The sequence below is a fragment of the Endozoicomonas atrinae genome, from assembly GCF_001647025.1.
Classification (GTDB): domain Bacteria; phylum Pseudomonadota; class Gammaproteobacteria; order Pseudomonadales; family Endozoicomonadaceae; genus Endozoicomonas; species Endozoicomonas atrinae.
The window spans coordinates 1-15098 of the sequence record NZ_LUKQ02000070.1; the positions used below are offsets into that span (position 1 = coordinate 1).

The window sequence follows — 15098 nt, forward strand, 5'->3', positions numbered from 1 at the left end:
GCGTCATTCGTAAGGCGATCAAGAACCGGAAGATTTTTCGGACTGATGAGTCAGTCATGAAGGTAATCTATCTGGCCATGGAAAAAGCTTCCGAGAAATGGACCATGCCGATCAGGAACTGGAAAGCAGCCATGAACCGGTTTGAAATTATGTTTCCTGACCGGTTCAAGGAGTAATAGTTTTGGTGGCGTTTACACAGAATTATTTACAGGCTCTTTCCTTCCAATATAGACTTTTATCATCACCAAACAACTTGGCAGAATTATATAAAAAGAAAAAATAATTCTGCCAATTTGATTTAGCTAATAAGATCAAACTTAACAGGCCACAAGAAACTCATTACGTCCGTAAGCAGTAGTTAACCTTCTTGAAATAGCACTGATTATTGATTTACAACAATTGATAAACTGCTGATATTCTTGATCATCAATCCCTTGTTTTCTTTTACCATGAGAAATATCATTTCTCACATTTATTAACCTATTCAGTGGTGAGTAAATATCTTTCAAATCTTTGTAATCAAGCCCAACCTGATATAAAAGTTTTTCCAGTACTTGTTGCCCTACATTACTCTCAGTGTTTACATATCCGTCAGGTATAACAACAACTTGATTTTGTACCGAAGATATACTCTCAACAAATTCAACTTGCCTACATAATCTATGCAAATGAGTTTCATCAGGCAAAGTACTCTTAAATAGATTACTCTTTTTATCCTTATTATTCAGAGCAATAAATTCCTTGTGTAAAGTAGCAGCAGCAATAACTGGCTTAACCTCAGAGCACTTTAGATTCTTTTTATTAATCTCATCAATATAGAGTGAAAAAGAAAATTGAACAAAGCCCTCAATATGAGCATAAATAAGACAAAGAATAGATCGCCTTATTCTTTTTTGATCATTACTTTTCTGTATAGATCTTTGTATATTATCAAGAAACCTAATTTCATCTTCACGCCACTCTCTTTCTGCCTCAATTTGTTCCTGAAAACGTTCTAGACTCATGGTTCTAACTCTGCCAATTTGTCTACAACAACTTGAATTCTTTTATTAAGTGGCCCTGGAGAATTTTTACCACCTCCAACCGTAGCCTTTGAGAAATCAGAATCTGCTTTAATTTCTATCAGTTTCGCTTTCAAACTCCTAATATGTACAGGATTATCAGGATCTAACTCATTTATTCTTGAAAGCAAACCTGTGCAGATTGCCTCAAAGTGATAAACAGCAAAGTTTGATTGGACTGTTAGACCCTTTCCAATTCTGCCAAATGATCTATCACCAAGAGCTTTGTTTAAGAGCAGAAAAACCTTATCAAAGATCTTCTCTTCTTCTTGATAATCAAAAACAAACTCTTTTTTTTCAGGATCTGAAATATTTTCCATATATTCAGTAAGAAAGTCAGAAACATCATGAACAAACTTATCTTTATAGTTCTTCAAGGCAAAGTATCTTAATACAAGTTCCTGATCAAATGCTCCAAACTGCTGTTGTTGGGATATATTTCTAATACAATTTTTGTAGTTTGGCTCATTACTTTTCTTAATAACAAAATCAATAAATGTTGAATCAAGCATTCTAATTGTACAATTTCTCAATTGTTGACTTGTTAACTCTTCCCCACCTGTATTTAAACGCTTAAACATATGATAACGAAACTTGTTATCACTTCCTTTTCTAACAACCTCTACTCTTACAAATGCACGTTTCAAACGTATTTTTAGAGATGTTGGTAATTCATCATATGTTAAACCATTTAATTCTTTTACAATATCACATTCTTGTAATTTTAGAAGGTTACCTATACATACAGGAGGGTTTAAGTGACCTGCATTCAACTTTCCTCTCAAGTGCAAATATGATGAAAATCGTTGCAAACCATCAATCAGCTGATATTTACCATCTTCTGATTCAACAACATATATTGGAGGCACCGGCATTTCAAGCAAGAGTGACTCAATAAATCGAGATTGTGCACCTTGAGACCATCTAAAAAGCCTTTGATAATCAGGTTTTATATCAAGCTCTCCATCAGCGTACATATCAAGAAGTTCATTAAATGACAAATCAAGACTTTGTGTATGAACCTTCTCAATATTTTGCTCAAGTGAAAGAATGAGATCTTCATTATCCATATTACTAATCCTTTTCAAAAATCAAAACATTTTCATAAGCAACGTTCTTTTTTCTATAGAGCTTTGCTTTCAAGTTCAAATTCGCCATATTGTTTTTGCTTTCAAACTGAACATTTTCAAGAAGACGTAAACCATTACTTTCAGCCATTTCAATAACATATCCAGGGAGATCACAATGTAAATCTTTATAATAAGAATCTTGAACAACAAATATACACTTAGATCTAAACTTGAGGACTCTGTTAACTTCCCTTATTGATTTTTGGAGCGAAAAAAAGTATTGAACAAAATTTTTGTAGTAGTAGGTTTTTGAAGCTTTTGAATAATGATTTTCAACATTCCGGATAAACCTAAGACATCCATCCCCCAAGTTATCGAGCATACCATGCGTTGATTTTGGGACTGTTGTTGTACCCATCAACATTCTCCGAATATTGTTTATCTCGGTTGTTCCAGATACACAAAGGATTGAAAGCTCAGGTAGAGTTGCAACACCATAATCAATTCTAGTGCAATACGGAGGTGAAGTCAGGACAAGATCACAAGACTGGTTTTTAAGCTCCATGTCACATGATGTGCCTATCATAATTTTTGAGAGTTCAGGATCCCAATCATGATCAATCAATGAAATGCCATCAATCATATCTCTGACTAAAGATGAATACTTATTTCTAAAATCTCTCCAACAAAAAGATATTTTCTTTAAATTATCTTTTGGTTTTTTTATCCATGTAGGATTACTTGGTATAAATTCACAAAGATATTCACGAACACAATTAAATAATGCTGTATACATCAAACATTGCCAAGCAATCATTGAACTAACTTTATTATGCGTAGAATAATATTTTTCTGCCCCTGTAATAATCGATTCAACTTTTCTAATAGATTCAACAGCTGAATAATCAAACCAAACACTCAGTGGGTCATCGATGTTTACTGAAACTTTATTTTGAAAAGAAATATCCTCAATTTTCTTTTCAAGAATCTGAACATCATTTTTCGTTAATTGCTTTGCTGTTGCAATAATTTTCATCACAGGATTCAAGTCTATCCCAACTGACTTATACCCATTAATTGAAGCCATTAGTGTTGTAGTACCAGCACCATTCCATGGGTCCAAAATAATAGCCCCCTGTTGCAACTCTGCGGATTTAATAATCTCATGAGTAAATGTATGGGAATAGCCTGCATAATAATTATACCAATATGGCTTAATCTCAAGCGATTCACTTACTCTTTTCGGGTTAATAATCAACAAAAGAAATTATCTCTACTTTCTAAAAAACATCAAAAATTCAAAAACGCCAAAAAATCAAAACAATTTTTTTTGTATAACTTATTATCCATTGCTCAAAAAACAGCAACTGATTCTAGAAGAATTACATCTAAAAAATTAAATCCCTTGGACAATAAGGTAAAGTACTAATTATGTAGTAGAGTATAAGCAAAGAAACATTTCGAAATGCCTTTTTTTGCCACAATATATATATTTTCAAATATGCTGCGTATACTTATTTATCAATCCTGGCTCACTTCAATGAAAAAACCTAAAAGCACGCTACCGCCCCTCCAAACCAACTCAGGAAAACTCAGGCCAACCCAAAATTAATAAGCACAAATACTCACAGCAAGCAAAAAATCAAAAGCTAGCTCTACCTAAAAAAACCTTAAAAATTCAAGCCAATATACTACAGTTTCAACTAAAAGAACAACATAGTTATAGATCGTATCCATCACTTAAAACTGTCTTGAATCCAGTCAAAATTGAATTGGTGATTCTCATCAGTACAACCCCTCTTTTTTCGAATCAATGTAATTATTAACGGCACCAGCCTTACTCAAAAAAATCTGTTGCCACTGAAGGACAAAACATTTTTTTGACCCGCCCTCTCGCCGTTCCTGGACAAATTACATTCAAAAAAGAGAGGTAAAACACCATGAAAACACTCACTAACTCAATGCTTTGCACCTTGATTCACCTGACCAGAAATCAGCTTGAAGCTAAGCGAAATGAAATCGCTGAACTCAGTCAGTACACTACCAAGGTGATCCGCGAAAGCTATAACTCCGAAGTCGAAGAACTGGTGTCCATACTGGAGATACTTCATGACTTTCTGAAAAACCAGTCTTCACCGGAGCAACCAACTCGCTCTCCCAAAAAATAACAGATTGGGGTTTACCCCCTTTCTGTAACTTGTTCAGATGCTGTATCCCATCAGTATTCTTTCCTGGTAGGACTCCTGTAATCGTTCAATCAGCTGATTTTCTGTCGTGTTGTTGTTCTCGTAGTGATCCGTAATATCTGTCCAGATGATGCTTTCTTGCAGTTCTTTCAGTACCTTTTTGAACTTCAATCCTTTTCGTGCACAAGCAGACAGTAGATTTCCTATGTAGAGCTGATAGTTCTTGCCGGAAAATGAGGTCGCTTTTTTGTAGTAGCGCTTGTAGTGGAGGTTGTCTTTATAGGCAGATTCAGGGTATTTGAAGATGATATCGTCCAGCAGGATTGTCCAGATGGGGTCGAGGTAGTTGGTGTTGTACTTGAGTTTGAAGGACTTCAGCCCGTAGAGCCAGAGTGCCTGGATATGTTTCATGACCTCGGAGTAGGTGTTCATTTTAACGCCGATTTCACCGGTTTCTTTATTGCAGGTTCCCAGGGCAAACTGTTGGATCACCGAATGATGAAACCGTACCTCAAACCGGAAGACATCGGACTCAGGATCATAGCCACTTGAACCATTTTCTAATTGGGTGCTTTGTTCCCATTTATGTTCCATATAGTCGAACTTATCGACGGTTTTGGCCTGAATGGTTTTGTTGTAAATAGCCATTTGGACTGCACCCGCAGAGCCAAACTTAAAAGACTGGGAACGATCATAGATGCAGGAGACTTCCGAGACATTGAACTCCGCTTTATCAATCCCGTTAAACTGAGCAATTCTCCGTGATTTACAGGTCATTCGTTCAGAGAGTTCGTTATCCGGTTTCCAACCCTGTACGTCCACTGCCAGGTGGATAGCGGGGTAGTGGGGTTCAGCACATCGGAGTACCTTCTTGGCAATGTTCTCCAGGAACTGATCCACTTTCTTGGGAGAGCGGTTATCCAGGAACCACGGAGAACATTCGATTTTCAGATGGGAGCCAATGGATTCCGCTTTGGAGTGGAACATTTTGCAGAAGATAATGACTCCAAGCTGGTTATTCTGGAGCCGGTACTGATAACCGGATACTTTGCCACTTTTGCCCAGTATCCAGTCATGACCGACAAACTGGAAGGTTTTCTCCCCAAAGCTCATGGAGTCTTCTATGTCCGTCAGAAAGTCGAGATTCATGGCACCTTTAAACAGTTGTCGTAAGGTATCCACATAAGTTCCTACGATCTGGAAATTGTCCTGATAAAGATCCTGTACTTTTCCATAGCGAGGATGGACAAACAAAAGCCCTTTATCACTGGCGATGGTGTCAGCTCTATCGGCTGATAGTTCATATCGTTCTAAAGATTGCATTATAAAATCCTTCTTATAACTTTTTGTCTTATATCTACCCTTGTTTAATGACGTGCTACAGGAACGTCCGCCTGTGCGGGCTGCGCTGCGCGTTGCAGCCTCGCACAGTGCCTGGCTCAGAGTTCGTCATAGGGCTCGATCTCCCGTCGGTTGCTGCGGCGACTGTTCCGGTCGTGTCGTTTATCCGAGAGTGTTTCGTCAAAGTAGCCATTGCGGACAATGGCCTTGCACAGGTAGTCCGGCACATCCATGCGAGTCACCCGCTGGGAGTAACAGATGCAGACTTCCTGTGCAGTTCCCTCCCGCCAGAGCACACAGTTCTGTGGTTTGGGGAAGGAACGGGGTTTGGTGAGGTGATCGTAGACCGGTGCCGTATGAGCCATGCCGGTGATTCTCGGCTTGCGCTCTTGCAGATACTGCTCACGGCTTTGAGGCTCAGTGTCAGCAACCGGCAACAGAGAACCGGAGGGTTCTGGTGCCGGTGCGGCTTCGCCTTGTTGATCAGGGGTAAGCGTGGAGAAGCCGAGATAGAGTGCAAAGCCGACAGCACCGAGCAGTATCGGGATTAGCCAGATCACCGGCGGCAGGCTCAGCTTGTGGGTGTGCTCAAACGCCGAGAAGTAGACCCCGAAGTATTTCTTTGGCTTGCCGGTAACGGACTTACGCCCTTCTTTCTTTGCAAAGTGGTCATCGGGATCAGCGCACTTGTCCCAGGTGTACCGAGTGACTTTGGAGGAGCCCCAGAAATTGAAGTAGTGGGTATGGTGTCCGCACAGCCTTCTCAGGTGTACATCGAGAAAGTTCGGATGCTGAGTAATCAGGATAACATCAAAGCTGTCGTGGCGATGCTTCTCAAAGCGTGACGCATACAATGGGACTTTGTCTTTGCCGGAGCGTACCGGAAAGAACTCCTGAGCCTCATCAATGACCAGCACCGAGTAGCCTTGCAGGTCATACCATTGGTGGGGATCGGGGAAGTGTGTCCAGTGCAGGTTCAAATGCTCGAAGTCCTTGAAGGTGAGTCCGACACCTTCAGGAGCGTTCCTCTCGATCTCTGAGACCTTCTGCACCTGTGCAGCGGGATAGCAGACTTTGACCCACTTCAGCCATTGCCTCAGTGGATCGTGTTGTTTAAAAACCGCTTCCAGAAACGGTGCATCTTCCAACGTCACAAACCGCTTTCGTTCATGAATGGGCTGGATCATCGGAGCGATGACGGATCTCTGATTCTTGGTCAGCGACGGTAGATAGATGTCGTAGAAAAACGCCTGAAAGGTCTGGCACTGCTGATAGTCCAGCAGGTTCAATTTGATGTTGTTGTAGAACTTGGGTCTGCCAGCGTATTTCTTATCGGTGCAGACGGTTTTGAAGCAGTTCAGGCTTTTGCTGGCACCTGGTCTGCCAGTGATGAAGTGCAGCACTGTCCCTTTTCTCCCGTGGTCATCCTTGCGGATTGTTAATAACTGTTAGTTTTGGATTCCACAGGAAACCGAGTTCTTTTCGCGAAAAGAACACCGTTTCCTGCGGCTTAATTGACAGCATTAACAACCCGTGGTTCAGGACGTGCCACCAAAGCCTTTCCAGAAGGAAACGCTTTGCTTTGGCCGTCCGTTGAAATAGGAGATGCCCTTGATCACCATGATTACAGTGATAAACGACAGTGCGATATTGACGACTTTGGGGATACCCATGAGCGATAACATCTGGAACATGGCCACTGGCATGCCATCAAAGTTAGCCTGTATCTGTTCGCCCAGATAATCCACCATGACATCCAGACCAAAGTAGGTGACCACCCCTACCCCCAATCCCCGAAGCAATAGCCATGCGACAGGAACAATGGTGGAAACAATAAAAGTGAGTATGTAACCCATAACCTGCTCCTATCCGTTACCGAGGGACTTGGCCAATATCACCGCCATTGAGAACCAGGTGGCGAAAAGAAGGAACCATGAGATATAAGAAGCAAGATCACACAATGGTGTCAGAACAAATTCATATTCAGCACCGAGCACAGTAAAACTGATGGGATCAGGGCATTGGTTGTCGGAGGTGACGTACTCTTCGGTATCCAGAAAATCTTCGACATGAATTTCCAGTGTATCGCCTGGAAGTGATCCCAAAGGGGACATGCTGGGGTTGTTGCTGATGATGGAACTGATTTCGCCGTCGTTGTATTCCGAGAGGCACAGCTGCTTCTTCTCCATTCGAGCAATGGCGCATTGAATCGCATCACCGGAACAGGCCACGTCTTTATCACATTCGAAGCCGGAAAACGCCGATTTAGGATTGTCGTTTTCTGCCTGTATTTCGGCCTGCTGGCGAATACCTGTTTCTTTGACGATTTGCTGAACGCTTTGCGCTTCTGGTGTGTTGTCCGTGAGATCCTGCTGATCGAGAATATCATCCGTAGTGCTGCCATTGGCATTGCCACCGTTAGCTGGATGATCAACAGAGTTTGGATCAACAACATCGCCTTCAGGGTAAGTGCAAAGGTATTCACCGTTGACGTATTGGCAGTTGCTATCCGAATTTTTTTCAAAACAAACCACTTCACCGTTAAAGGTTCCGCAGTTGAACTTATCTTCCATTGTTTCGTTATCAATGCAGACGGGAACCCCATTCACCAGCTTGCAGCTCTGGTCAGCACTGATGCACACCTGAGTATTGCCATCAGAGCGGCAGGGCAGTTCATCTTCGTTGATTTCGGTGTATTCGCTGACACCCGCTAACTGAGCCGTTTCTTCATTGCCGGTACAGGCCCCACCGGTCGGAATGTATTCATAAGCGATGGGAGCCAGTGCATTGTCATAGTCCCGAAAGCCCCCTAATGAGGTATAGCTGCACTGGTTGAAACAGGCGGTTTGTGCATTGCTGGAACTGGTGATGGGCTTGGCTGATAAACAGGAAGAAGTACAACCACCCGTTACGTCATAAACCTCACACTCAGGCGGTGAGCTGAAATTGTACAGTGCAGTGAAGCTTGAAGACTGGTCATCGGGAGGACAGTAGTTGTATAGGGTGCTGTTTGGGTATTGGTTTAAGCCATTATGAACATGAGACAACAACCGTACAGAATAGGTTGTCCCAGAAGTCTGGGAATAGGTTTGGCCGATGGTCGAAGTACAGTCAGCAGCACCTGGCTGATAAGACCTCGCATCGAGACTAAATGCAAAAAGCAGGATAACGGGTATAAATAATTTCATGGCCGCATCATCCAGACAGCCATCAGGACAACCAGCACATAGAACCATCCATAGTCAGGAATCCACATTGCACCACCATCCCTGGTTAAAAAAACTGGCAATTACTCCAAGCATTGCCAGCATAGCGTCCATCCCTGGACATAAATGACGGGAGGATGAACCTCCCGCCAGCCCATGCAAACAGGTCTCAGCCGAAAATCGCGCCTTTGACCCACTTGAACACCACGGCAAGTGCCGCCAAGCCAATCAACGAATTACCCACAGCGGTAATCGCTGTCGAACCATCGGTTGTAATGGCGGTAGTGGCCGCTGACACATCAATCTCAGCAAAGGCACTGGATGCCATTACTGAAGTCGCCAGCAGGAGTGCAAGGTGTTTTAGCTTCTTCATGGCTAATCTCCTTGTTGGTTAACGTAATTGACGAAGGATCAGGGCAAAGATGAAACCAATGACCAGCAACAGGAGAGTTGCGCTGATCAGGCCATCTGCCTGTTCTTTCGTCAGCCCATTCGATGCAGGGATTGCCCGCACCTCTTCAAGTGTGATGGTCGCAGACTCACCAGAGCAGGAAATCCCACCATCGGCATCCGTACTGAAGCCCTCACACAGAAGCAGTTGCATTATTTAACCGCCTTTTCTAAAGCCGGTTTTTTAATGCCAAGAATTTTGATTGAAATTCGTTGCTTTGAACCAGACATGACTTTGGTTCTAAATTCATAAGGCTTTAGAGGCTGTAAAGATTGAAAGTCGTAGAGTTTTTCATAATCAGAACTGCAAATCATAACGTCCAGACCAAAAATGTTTGGATCGTCATCTTCTCCGGTGGCGGATAAGAAAACTTTCAAATAACGGCTTGATTCGAACTCCGTTACTTTTGCTCCCAGGTAAAGTGCCTTTATTGATGATTCCATTCTTTGCTCCTTGCTGAATTAATTGTTTTGGCCATTACAGGTTTAATTGGGAAACAATGGGATTTCAATAGGTGCATTGAAAGTCGCCTGTAACCGCCCACAACCACTAAAACAAAAGCAAATCTTTACAATCAAAAAAGATAAATTGATTTGTTGACAGTGAACCTTGGCAAGGCGATTAATCGCATGGATGGGCAAGGGGTTGCCCTGCGATTAATCTTAACGCCTTGCCTTCACTGTCAATAAATCAATTGAGTGACTAAGAATCGGACGACATCTTATTACTGGTTGGCCATGTATCATTAGGAGGCTCACGCCCAATAATCACACCTTTGGTTCGGTGATAATGGTAGACACACTCCCAGATGTGGGCTTTGATCCTGTCCATGGCTACTAAATGTCGCTCCTCCAGAGAACAGCCTGGCTTAATGCGTGCGCTTTTTCTGTGTCTCATCGCTGTGAGCTTCTGGGTTTGGGCAGGATTTATTTAATTGATGCAACCATTCAGACAAAAAAGCCTGAATGGTTCTTATGGTTTTTAACTCATTTATCCACTGAGTTTTAAGATTGTCAGAAATGATATGTTGACCACTGATCAAGTCATTTTCCAATCGATCTTTTTGATCAGCCACTGATTTGATTGAATACTGTATCAAAATCAGCTGAAGATAATGGTCGTTCAATATATCTACTTCCTCAATAGCACTTCCTGTATAAATAAATACATTGCTCATGTTAATTTCCTTATTGATTGATTAACGAAAAGTGTTGTTTTTGTTAGCTACCATTTCTCTGAACATTAGAAGGTTGATAAAGGTACGCCTTCCGATCCGATACACAGGCAAAATACCTTCTTTCATCCAATGACGAACTACATGTTCGGTAACGTGGAGGGAATCAGCAAAGTCTCTTGGGGAGCAGATAATGTCATTGGGCAGAGAGCCCTTAATGATCATGTCTTCAATATCCATACCATCATCCTTGACGATTCGGGTTTATGAAAACTTCTAGTTATACATAATACATGCAGATGTAATATTTACATCTATAATTAGATCATGTAAAGGTTTTTATTACCTTGCATGTAGATTTGTCATGTACTGCAAAAATTTATTAGCGCAGGTAGTATTGAATTCATATCAACACTACCCCCCGATTTAACAGCTCAAGAGGCTGTAAAGGGGCATAGGAGCTGAAAAATGAGCAGGACTGACAAAAACGGTTTGACCATGAATGGTCGGCTGGAGCTGGTTCGAAGATTGCTGGAGTACACCCGAAAGGAGTGGGCTGATTTGCTGGGATGCAGTGTCAACCTGATCGCTAACATAGAGCATGGTCGCCAAAGACCGACCAGTGATTTACTGGAAGCTATCAGTGAACGCTTTCCTTACCTGATTGAGTACATTATTACCGGTCAGGCTGAGAATATTTTCGGTGAAAAAGAGAAAGCATTCTTAAAAGAACTGGCAAGCTACGAGCCTGACAAGGTTAAGGAGATCCTCAATTCCAAACCCCGAAAACGCTATTAGCGTGACTAAAGGTCAGTCAGCTTATGAAAATAACAAAAAATCACAAAACCGGAAAATGGAAACTCGATGTAGAAATCACTAAAGGCAAACGCTATCGCAAAACCTGCAACACCAAGACAGAATGCCTGGAATACTACCATCAGCTCAAACGGAAGCATGCAGACCAGGAGGACTATGATCGTCACGATAACCGTTCTCTGAAAACCATCATTAATCTCTGGTACGAAGGCCGAGGTTGTGAGCTGGTCAAAGGAGATCGAATCCGGAGGGTGCTTCATTCCATGGCGGATGTAATTGGAAACCCCGAAGCCCGCCGAATGACACCTAAGCGATTTAATGATTACAAAGCGATAAGGCGTATAAAGAGCCAACAAAGCAAGAAGAGCATTGCTGATTCTACCCTGAACAATTATCTGACCTATCTCAGGTCGGTATACAATTACCTGATCGCCATTGGAGAGATTAACTATCCCAACCCGCTGGCACAGGCTCATAAAATCAAAATTCAGGAAGCGGAACTGGCCTATCTGACCAGTGATCAAATTCATCACCTGTTAGCAACCATAAAGCAGAACTTCAAAGGTAATCATCTGCTATTGGTTACGAAGCTGTGCCTTGCTACCGGAGCCCGCTGGAGTGAGATAACCAGCCGGAAAGTCCATCATTTCAAAAACCATCAGGTTGATTTAACCAAAACCAAAGGCAAGCGAATTCGCAGCATTCCCCTCGATGAAGATCTCTATGAAGCGGCAAAGAAGCATCTTGAGCAGCATGGCTCTTTCAAGTGTACCCGCAAAGGATTTGCCAAAGCTGTAAAACTCGCTGGAATAAGCTTGCCAGATGGACAGAACAGCCATGTACTCAGGCACACCTTTGCCAGTCACTTTATGATGAACAAGGGGAATATTATCGTTCTCCAGAATATACTGGGGCATACGGATATCAAGCTGACCATGAAATACGCAAAGTTTGATCCTGAGCACTTCAAGGATGCTATCAACCTGAACCCGTTGACCCAGCTTGAACGACAGTGATAGCGCAATAGAATTCAGGGCTGACTTTTTTCGACGATCCTTCGACACATTTTCGACACCTTTTAGAAAACAGGCCAAACGGTTAGAATAATGCTCATTAAAACAATCGGTTATGAAAAACACCTAATTTGGATCGGATATTTCATAAACATGCTCCTGCTCTCGCTTGCCCCTTGCGGCACTACGAAAGTTTTGCTCAGTCGACCGGACACACCAGTCCGGCACTCCTTCACAAAATTTCTTAGTACCACAAGGTTCGGCGTGAGATTCAGGGCGGTTTATGAATTATCCGGGTTAAGACAGGTCTGTGCAGGATCTCGCCGTTCCGACATATGACGATTCCACTGATGAACACCACTGCGGATCCGTGCCTGTCGGGTCGAGTCCGACAAATCCGGGTCATCCAGAATCGACAAATACCCGAAAAGGTTACTGTCCATCGGTTCGTGATGATCCCTGTGCGCTTCCAGTGTGGTGTTTTTGGTTTTCTTCATTGGCTATTCCCCCTTTATCCGCGTCACTGAATACGTCTGATGCGTCATTTCTGCCCACGTCTTCAGATAGGCCTGCCACATGCTGAAAGGGCACGCCCTCGAGTCATGAATCCGGTTCCACTGCTCAATCCCCTGAAGTAACTGCACCTGGCGACTGGCCGCAGGAGCATGTTCATTATCCAGGCAGTAAAGAAAGCCAAACAGTTCGGCTCCCACCCGATCACGCTGCTCAAGCGTGGCTTCCCACTTGAGAATGGCCATCACTTCCAGCGGCCAGTATGCATACAGGTCATACCGATCCTGCGCTGATGCCTCAAAAATACAGGTAAACAGGTCATTCTTTGTACCGAACCGGTTTGCCAGCCAGGTTGGTAGCTCGATCTGCTCAACCAACGCTTGAAAAAATGCCGCCGAATCATCCATGACACTGAGCCTCCAGCGCTTTGAACAGTGACTTTGGGTAGTCAATGCCTTTCGCATCAAACACACTTTTCACCGCACGGTCGTAAGCTTCAGACGGTGTATAGCGGGCAAATGAGAAACAACAGTACAGCCGCTTGACGCCGGTAGAGATATCGCCCTTGTAGCCAAGCATCGGATAGCAATAAACACCCGGCACTTCTGGCTCGGAGCGTTTTCTCATACAGAACAGCTCATCCGGCAGGGTTCGTCGGTGAGCCATCGCCAGTGCATAGGCCTGATCCTCTGTTTGCCGGGTGCTGCAGACAAACTGATCCTGAATATTGATGCTCAGCGGTTTGCAGGTCACACAGAGTCGGATGAATCGTTGTCCGTCTTTCTGGGTCACGGGATAAAGATGGTGATGGGGGTCAGTACGATCCAGCCAGCGACGGTAAATGGCCAGATACCTGGCCCGCTTGCCACTGGCCCGGGGAATGTTGAATCGGAGATACCAGTCAGGCACGCTCTTCATTGGGCCGATAACACTATCAGACCTGTCCATACGGCAACGATCTCATCATGGACTGCAGCTCAGGCAGTTTTGCCAATATTCTGCCCGCAAAAAAAGGCGCCCCCCAGGGGGAAGGCACCCAATATTGCGTACAGTCAATACAATTAACCCATGAGCATGACGAATATCAATATGCTCAACAGATATATTCCAACTCATTGACAAAAATCAATATTCTCAGTGCTCAGGCCAGAAAAGGCTTGCTTACACGCTGCGCAAAAATAGAATTCTGAACGTCAGTGTATGACCATCGAGGGGTTTTGAATGCTCCGTTGCTGGCGTATTCGCTGAAGAAAGACAGTGCATAACGACAAAAAAACAGACCGAGCATGACAGAGGTTCTTTATGGTTCCGGCGATCACTGCAGTTTCCGCAATTGAGCAGTTACAGGCTCAGTCTTTACAGCTGCAATCGTGGTTTGAGCACCAGCCCGATACCATCCACGGACTCTCCATTCGAAAATATCCCGCCTGGCTCGAGCCACAATGTTTCTTCAAAGCCAATGATCACATCCCCTTCGATACCGCCCGTTTTAACCTCATGATGAATAACAATCAGCACCTCTGGCAAGTTACCCTCGACATGGTTTTTTACCTGAAGCGAAGAGTGACCGACGAAGGCCGGGTAGCCGACGCCAGCATTCTGTTTACCGTGCTCGATGACAAAGACCAGCCCAGGGTGGTGGACTACTTGCCGGTATGGGAGGGAAGTGTTGCCGACAATATATCACCAGAGCAGTGGGTCAACCTCTGGTTTAAACGACTCACTAAACGCCCTCGCCTGAGACGGATATTTGCCTACCACCACTATGTGCAGGAGCTTGAATCATGATCAAAAGGCAATTCCAGACAACCTGACCTGATTCCGAGTAAATGAGAGCGTTAAGGGATAAGCGACTATGAGCACAAAAATAAACACTTCGTTAGCGCTCGCCTTTGTTGTTGGTATTACCACTTCCGCTGCGTCTGATGCATTGGCCGTCACTAAACAGGGAGCACTTGGTTCAACCTCCAGCGGTTCGTTTTCAATCACTCTCAAAGTGGAACCCTGCGTCAGGGAAATCCCGCAAATTAACGAAGCTGCTTCTGACCCTGATGAGCGTTGCTTTAATGCTCCAGGTATTGACTTTATCGCCATCAGTTGTGAAGGGGATTCATCACCACTATTCACGATCTTTCCCAGAAAAAATCAGTTCTGTCTTGGGAGTAAGATGAGTGAGTCACTTTTAAATCACATTAACCAGCAGGAATTCCCTGGAAATGAGCCGGTTATTATTGCACCGAACTGAACGCTAAAAAGAACTGGTGTGG

General features: G+C 43.5%; 20 protein-coding genes and 1 pseudogene. 6 read left to right on the forward strand and 15 right to left on the reverse strand.

Annotation, left to right across the window (positions count from 1 at the left end):
* Positions 1 to 176 (forward strand): annotated as a pseudogene (locus AK963_RS31995) (IS256 family transposase); the annotation flags it as partial.
* 141 nt (positions 177 to 317) lie between these two features.
* Here AK963_RS31995 and AK963_RS11820 read toward each other — a convergent pair.
* From AK963_RS11820 to AK963_RS11830, 3 genes are read right to left on the reverse strand one after another with little or no spacing between them, the layout of a single operon-like run.
* On the reverse strand, positions 318 to 1004 hold the full coding sequence (locus AK963_RS11820; protein ID WP_066015659.1) for an MAE_28990/MAE_18760 family HEPN-like nuclease: 687 nt from the start codon (positions 1002 to 1004) through the stop codon (positions 318 to 320).
* A complete protein-coding gene (locus AK963_RS11825) occupies positions 1001 to 2131 on the reverse strand; it encodes a DUF262 domain-containing protein (protein ID WP_066015660.1) in 1131 nt (376 codons plus the stop codon). The genes AK963_RS11820 and AK963_RS11825 overlap by 4 nt, the downstream gene beginning before the upstream one ends.
* Positions 2132 to 2135: 4 nt before the next feature.
* Positions 2136 to 3392 carry a hypothetical protein gene (locus AK963_RS11830; RefSeq protein WP_066015661.1) on the reverse strand — a complete coding sequence of 419 codons (1257 nt, stop codon included), beginning with the start codon at positions 3390 to 3392 and terminating at the stop codon, positions 2136 to 2138.
* A 679-nt stretch (positions 3393 to 4071) separates the two neighbouring features.
* Between AK963_RS11830 and AK963_RS11835 the strand changes: the two genes are divergently transcribed.
* Positions 4072 to 4299: a hypothetical protein gene (locus AK963_RS11835; RefSeq protein WP_083232599.1), complete on the forward strand. Its 228-nt coding sequence runs from the start codon at positions 4072 to 4074 to the stop codon at positions 4297 to 4299.
* Between the two features lie 33 nt (positions 4300 to 4332).
* On the opposite strand, the gene AK963_RS11840 is transcribed toward AK963_RS11835, so the two are convergent.
* The 9 genes from AK963_RS11840 to AK963_RS11880 all read right to left on the reverse strand — a co-directional run bounded on the left by AK963_RS11840 (position 4333) and on the right by AK963_RS11880 (position 10729).
* A complete protein-coding gene (locus AK963_RS11840) occupies positions 4333 to 5640 on the reverse strand; it encodes a hypothetical protein (RefSeq protein ID WP_066015663.1) in 1308 nt (435 codons plus the stop codon).
* Positions 5641 to 5756: 116 nt separating this feature from the next.
* The gene (locus AK963_RS11845; protein WP_066015664.1) at positions 5757 to 7061 is read right to left on the reverse strand and encodes a zonular occludens toxin domain-containing protein; all 1305 of its coding nucleotides are present in this window, start codon (positions 7059 to 7061) and stop codon (positions 5757 to 5759) included.
* 135 nt (positions 7062 to 7196) lie between these two features.
* Positions 7197 to 7514, reverse strand: coding sequence for a DUF2523 family protein (locus AK963_RS11850; protein WP_066015665.1), 318 nt, complete (start codon positions 7512 to 7514; stop codon positions 7197 to 7199).
* Between the two features lie 9 nt (positions 7515 to 7523).
* Positions 7524 to 8846 (reverse strand): virulence factor TspB C-terminal domain-related protein, encoded by a 1323-nt coding sequence (locus tag AK963_RS11855; RefSeq protein WP_238593708.1) that lies wholly within the window; start codon positions 8844 to 8846, stop codon positions 7524 to 7526.
* A gap of 187 nt (positions 8847 to 9033) precedes the next feature.
* Positions 9034 to 9237 carry a major capsid protein gene (locus tag AK963_RS11860; RefSeq protein WP_066015667.1) on the reverse strand — a complete coding sequence of 68 codons (204 nt, stop codon included), beginning with the start codon at positions 9235 to 9237 and terminating at the stop codon, positions 9034 to 9036.
* A gap of 18 nt (positions 9238 to 9255) precedes the next feature.
* Positions 9256 to 9468, reverse strand: a complete 213-nt coding sequence (locus AK963_RS11865; RefSeq protein ID WP_066015668.1) for a hypothetical protein — start codon at positions 9466 to 9468, stop codon at positions 9256 to 9258.
* Positions 9468 to 9758: a hypothetical protein gene (locus AK963_RS11870; protein WP_066015669.1), complete on the reverse strand. Its 291-nt coding sequence runs from the start codon at positions 9756 to 9758 to the stop codon at positions 9468 to 9470. The genes AK963_RS11865 and AK963_RS11870 overlap by 1 nt, the downstream gene beginning before the upstream one ends.
* Positions 9759 to 10183: 425 nt before the next feature.
* A complete protein-coding gene (locus AK963_RS11875; protein ID WP_066015670.1) occupies positions 10184 to 10492 on the reverse strand; it encodes a hypothetical protein in 309 nt (102 codons plus the stop codon).
* 21 nt (positions 10493 to 10513) lie between these two features.
* On the reverse strand, positions 10514 to 10729 hold the full coding sequence (locus AK963_RS11880) for a MerR family transcriptional regulator (RefSeq protein WP_066015671.1): 216 nt from the start codon (positions 10727 to 10729) through the stop codon (positions 10514 to 10516).
* Between the two features lie 228 nt (positions 10730 to 10957).
* On the opposite strand from AK963_RS11880, the gene AK963_RS11885 reads away from it, so the two are divergent.
* A complete protein-coding gene (locus AK963_RS11885; RefSeq protein WP_066015672.1) occupies positions 10958 to 11287 on the forward strand; it encodes a helix-turn-helix domain-containing protein in 330 nt (109 codons plus the stop codon).
* 23 nt (positions 11288 to 11310) lie between these two features.
* On the forward strand, positions 11311 to 12321 hold the full coding sequence (locus tag AK963_RS11890) for a phage integrase (protein WP_066015673.1): 1011 nt from the start codon (positions 11311 to 11313) through the stop codon (positions 12319 to 12321).
* 278 nt (positions 12322 to 12599) lie between these two features.
* Here AK963_RS11890 and AK963_RS11895 read toward each other — a convergent pair whose 3' ends face one another.
* The 3 genes from AK963_RS11895 to AK963_RS11905 are packed head-to-tail and all read right to left on the reverse strand — an operon-like array spanning position 12600 to position 13779.
* A complete protein-coding gene (locus AK963_RS11895; protein ID WP_066015674.1) occupies positions 12600 to 12815 on the reverse strand; it encodes a hypothetical protein in 216 nt (71 codons plus the stop codon).
* Positions 12816 to 12818: 3 nt separating this feature from the next.
* On the reverse strand, positions 12819 to 13238 hold the full coding sequence (locus AK963_RS11900; protein WP_066015675.1) for a hypothetical protein: 420 nt from the start codon (positions 13236 to 13238) through the stop codon (positions 12819 to 12821).
* Positions 13231 to 13779: a hypothetical protein gene (locus tag AK963_RS11905; protein ID WP_066015676.1), complete on the reverse strand. Its 549-nt coding sequence runs from the start codon at positions 13777 to 13779 to the stop codon at positions 13231 to 13233. The genes AK963_RS11900 and AK963_RS11905 overlap by 8 nt, the downstream gene beginning before the upstream one ends.
* Positions 13780 to 14133: 354 nt before the next feature.
* Between AK963_RS11905 and AK963_RS11910 the strand changes: the two genes are divergently transcribed.
* Positions 14134 to 14619, forward strand: a complete 486-nt coding sequence (locus AK963_RS11910; protein WP_066015677.1) for a hypothetical protein — start codon at positions 14134 to 14136, stop codon at positions 14617 to 14619.
* Between the two features lie 67 nt (positions 14620 to 14686).
* Complete coding sequence (locus AK963_RS11915; RefSeq protein ID WP_066015678.1) at positions 14687 to 15076, forward strand: hypothetical protein; 390 nt, start codon at positions 14687 to 14689, stop codon at positions 15074 to 15076.
* The last annotated feature ends 22 nt before the right edge of the window (positions 15077 to 15098 follow it).

Coding starts and splice junctions, on each gene's coding strand:
- AK963_RS11865 (WP_066015668.1), bottom strand. CDS start 9,468: ATGCAACTGCTTCTGTGTGAGGGCTTCAGTACGGATGCCGATGGTGGG.
- AK963_RS11905 (WP_066015676.1), bottom strand. CDS start 13,779: ATGGACAGGTCTGATAGTGTTATCGGCCCAATGAAGAGCGTGCCTGAC.
- AK963_RS11870 (WP_066015669.1), bottom strand. CDS start 9,758: ATGGAATCATCAATAAAGGCACTTTACCTGGGAGCAAAAGTAACGGAG.
- AK963_RS11840 (WP_066015663.1), bottom strand. CDS start 5,640: ATGCAATCTTTAGAACGATATGAACTATCAGCCGATAGAGCTGACACC.
- AK963_RS11825 (WP_066015660.1), bottom strand. CDS start 2,131: ATGGATAATGAAGATCTCATTCTTTCACTTGAGCAAAATATTGAGAAG.
- AK963_RS11835 (WP_083232599.1), top strand. CDS start 4,072: ATGAAAACACTCACTAACTCAATGCTTTGCACCTTGATTCACCTGACC.
- AK963_RS11910 (WP_066015677.1), top strand. CDS start 14,134: ATGGTTCCGGCGATCACTGCAGTTTCCGCAATTGAGCAGTTACAGGCT.
- AK963_RS11885 (WP_066015672.1), top strand. CDS start 10,958: ATGAGCAGGACTGACAAAAACGGTTTGACCATGAATGGTCGGCTGGAG.
- AK963_RS11890 (WP_066015673.1), top strand. CDS start 11,311: ATGAAAATAACAAAAAATCACAAAACCGGAAAATGGAAACTCGATGTA.
- AK963_RS11915 (WP_066015678.1), top strand. CDS start 14,687: ATGAGCACAAAAATAAACACTTCGTTAGCGCTCGCCTTTGTTGTTGGT.
- AK963_RS11880 (WP_066015671.1), bottom strand. CDS start 10,729: ATGGATATTGAAGACATGATCATTAAGGGCTCTCTGCCCAATGACATT.
- AK963_RS11860 (WP_066015667.1), bottom strand. CDS start 9,237: ATGAAGAAGCTAAAACACCTTGCACTCCTGCTGGCGACTTCAGTAATG.
- AK963_RS11850 (WP_066015665.1), bottom strand. CDS start 7,514: ATGGGTTACATACTCACTTTTATTGTTTCCACCATTGTTCCTGTCGCA.
- AK963_RS11875 (WP_066015670.1), bottom strand. CDS start 10,492: ATGAGCAATGTATTTATTTATACAGGAAGTGCTATTGAGGAAGTAGAT.
- AK963_RS11900 (WP_066015675.1), bottom strand. CDS start 13,238: ATGGATGATTCGGCGGCATTTTTTCAAGCGTTGGTTGAGCAGATCGAG.
- AK963_RS11820 (WP_066015659.1), bottom strand. CDS start 1,004: ATGAGTCTAGAACGTTTTCAGGAACAAATTGAGGCAGAAAGAGAGTGG.
- AK963_RS11895 (WP_066015674.1), bottom strand. CDS start 12,815: ATGAAGAAAACCAAAAACACCACACTGGAAGCGCACAGGGATCATCAC.
- AK963_RS11855 (WP_238593708.1), bottom strand. CDS start 8,846: ATGAAATTATTTATACCCGTTATCCTGCTTTTTGCATTTAGTCTCGAT.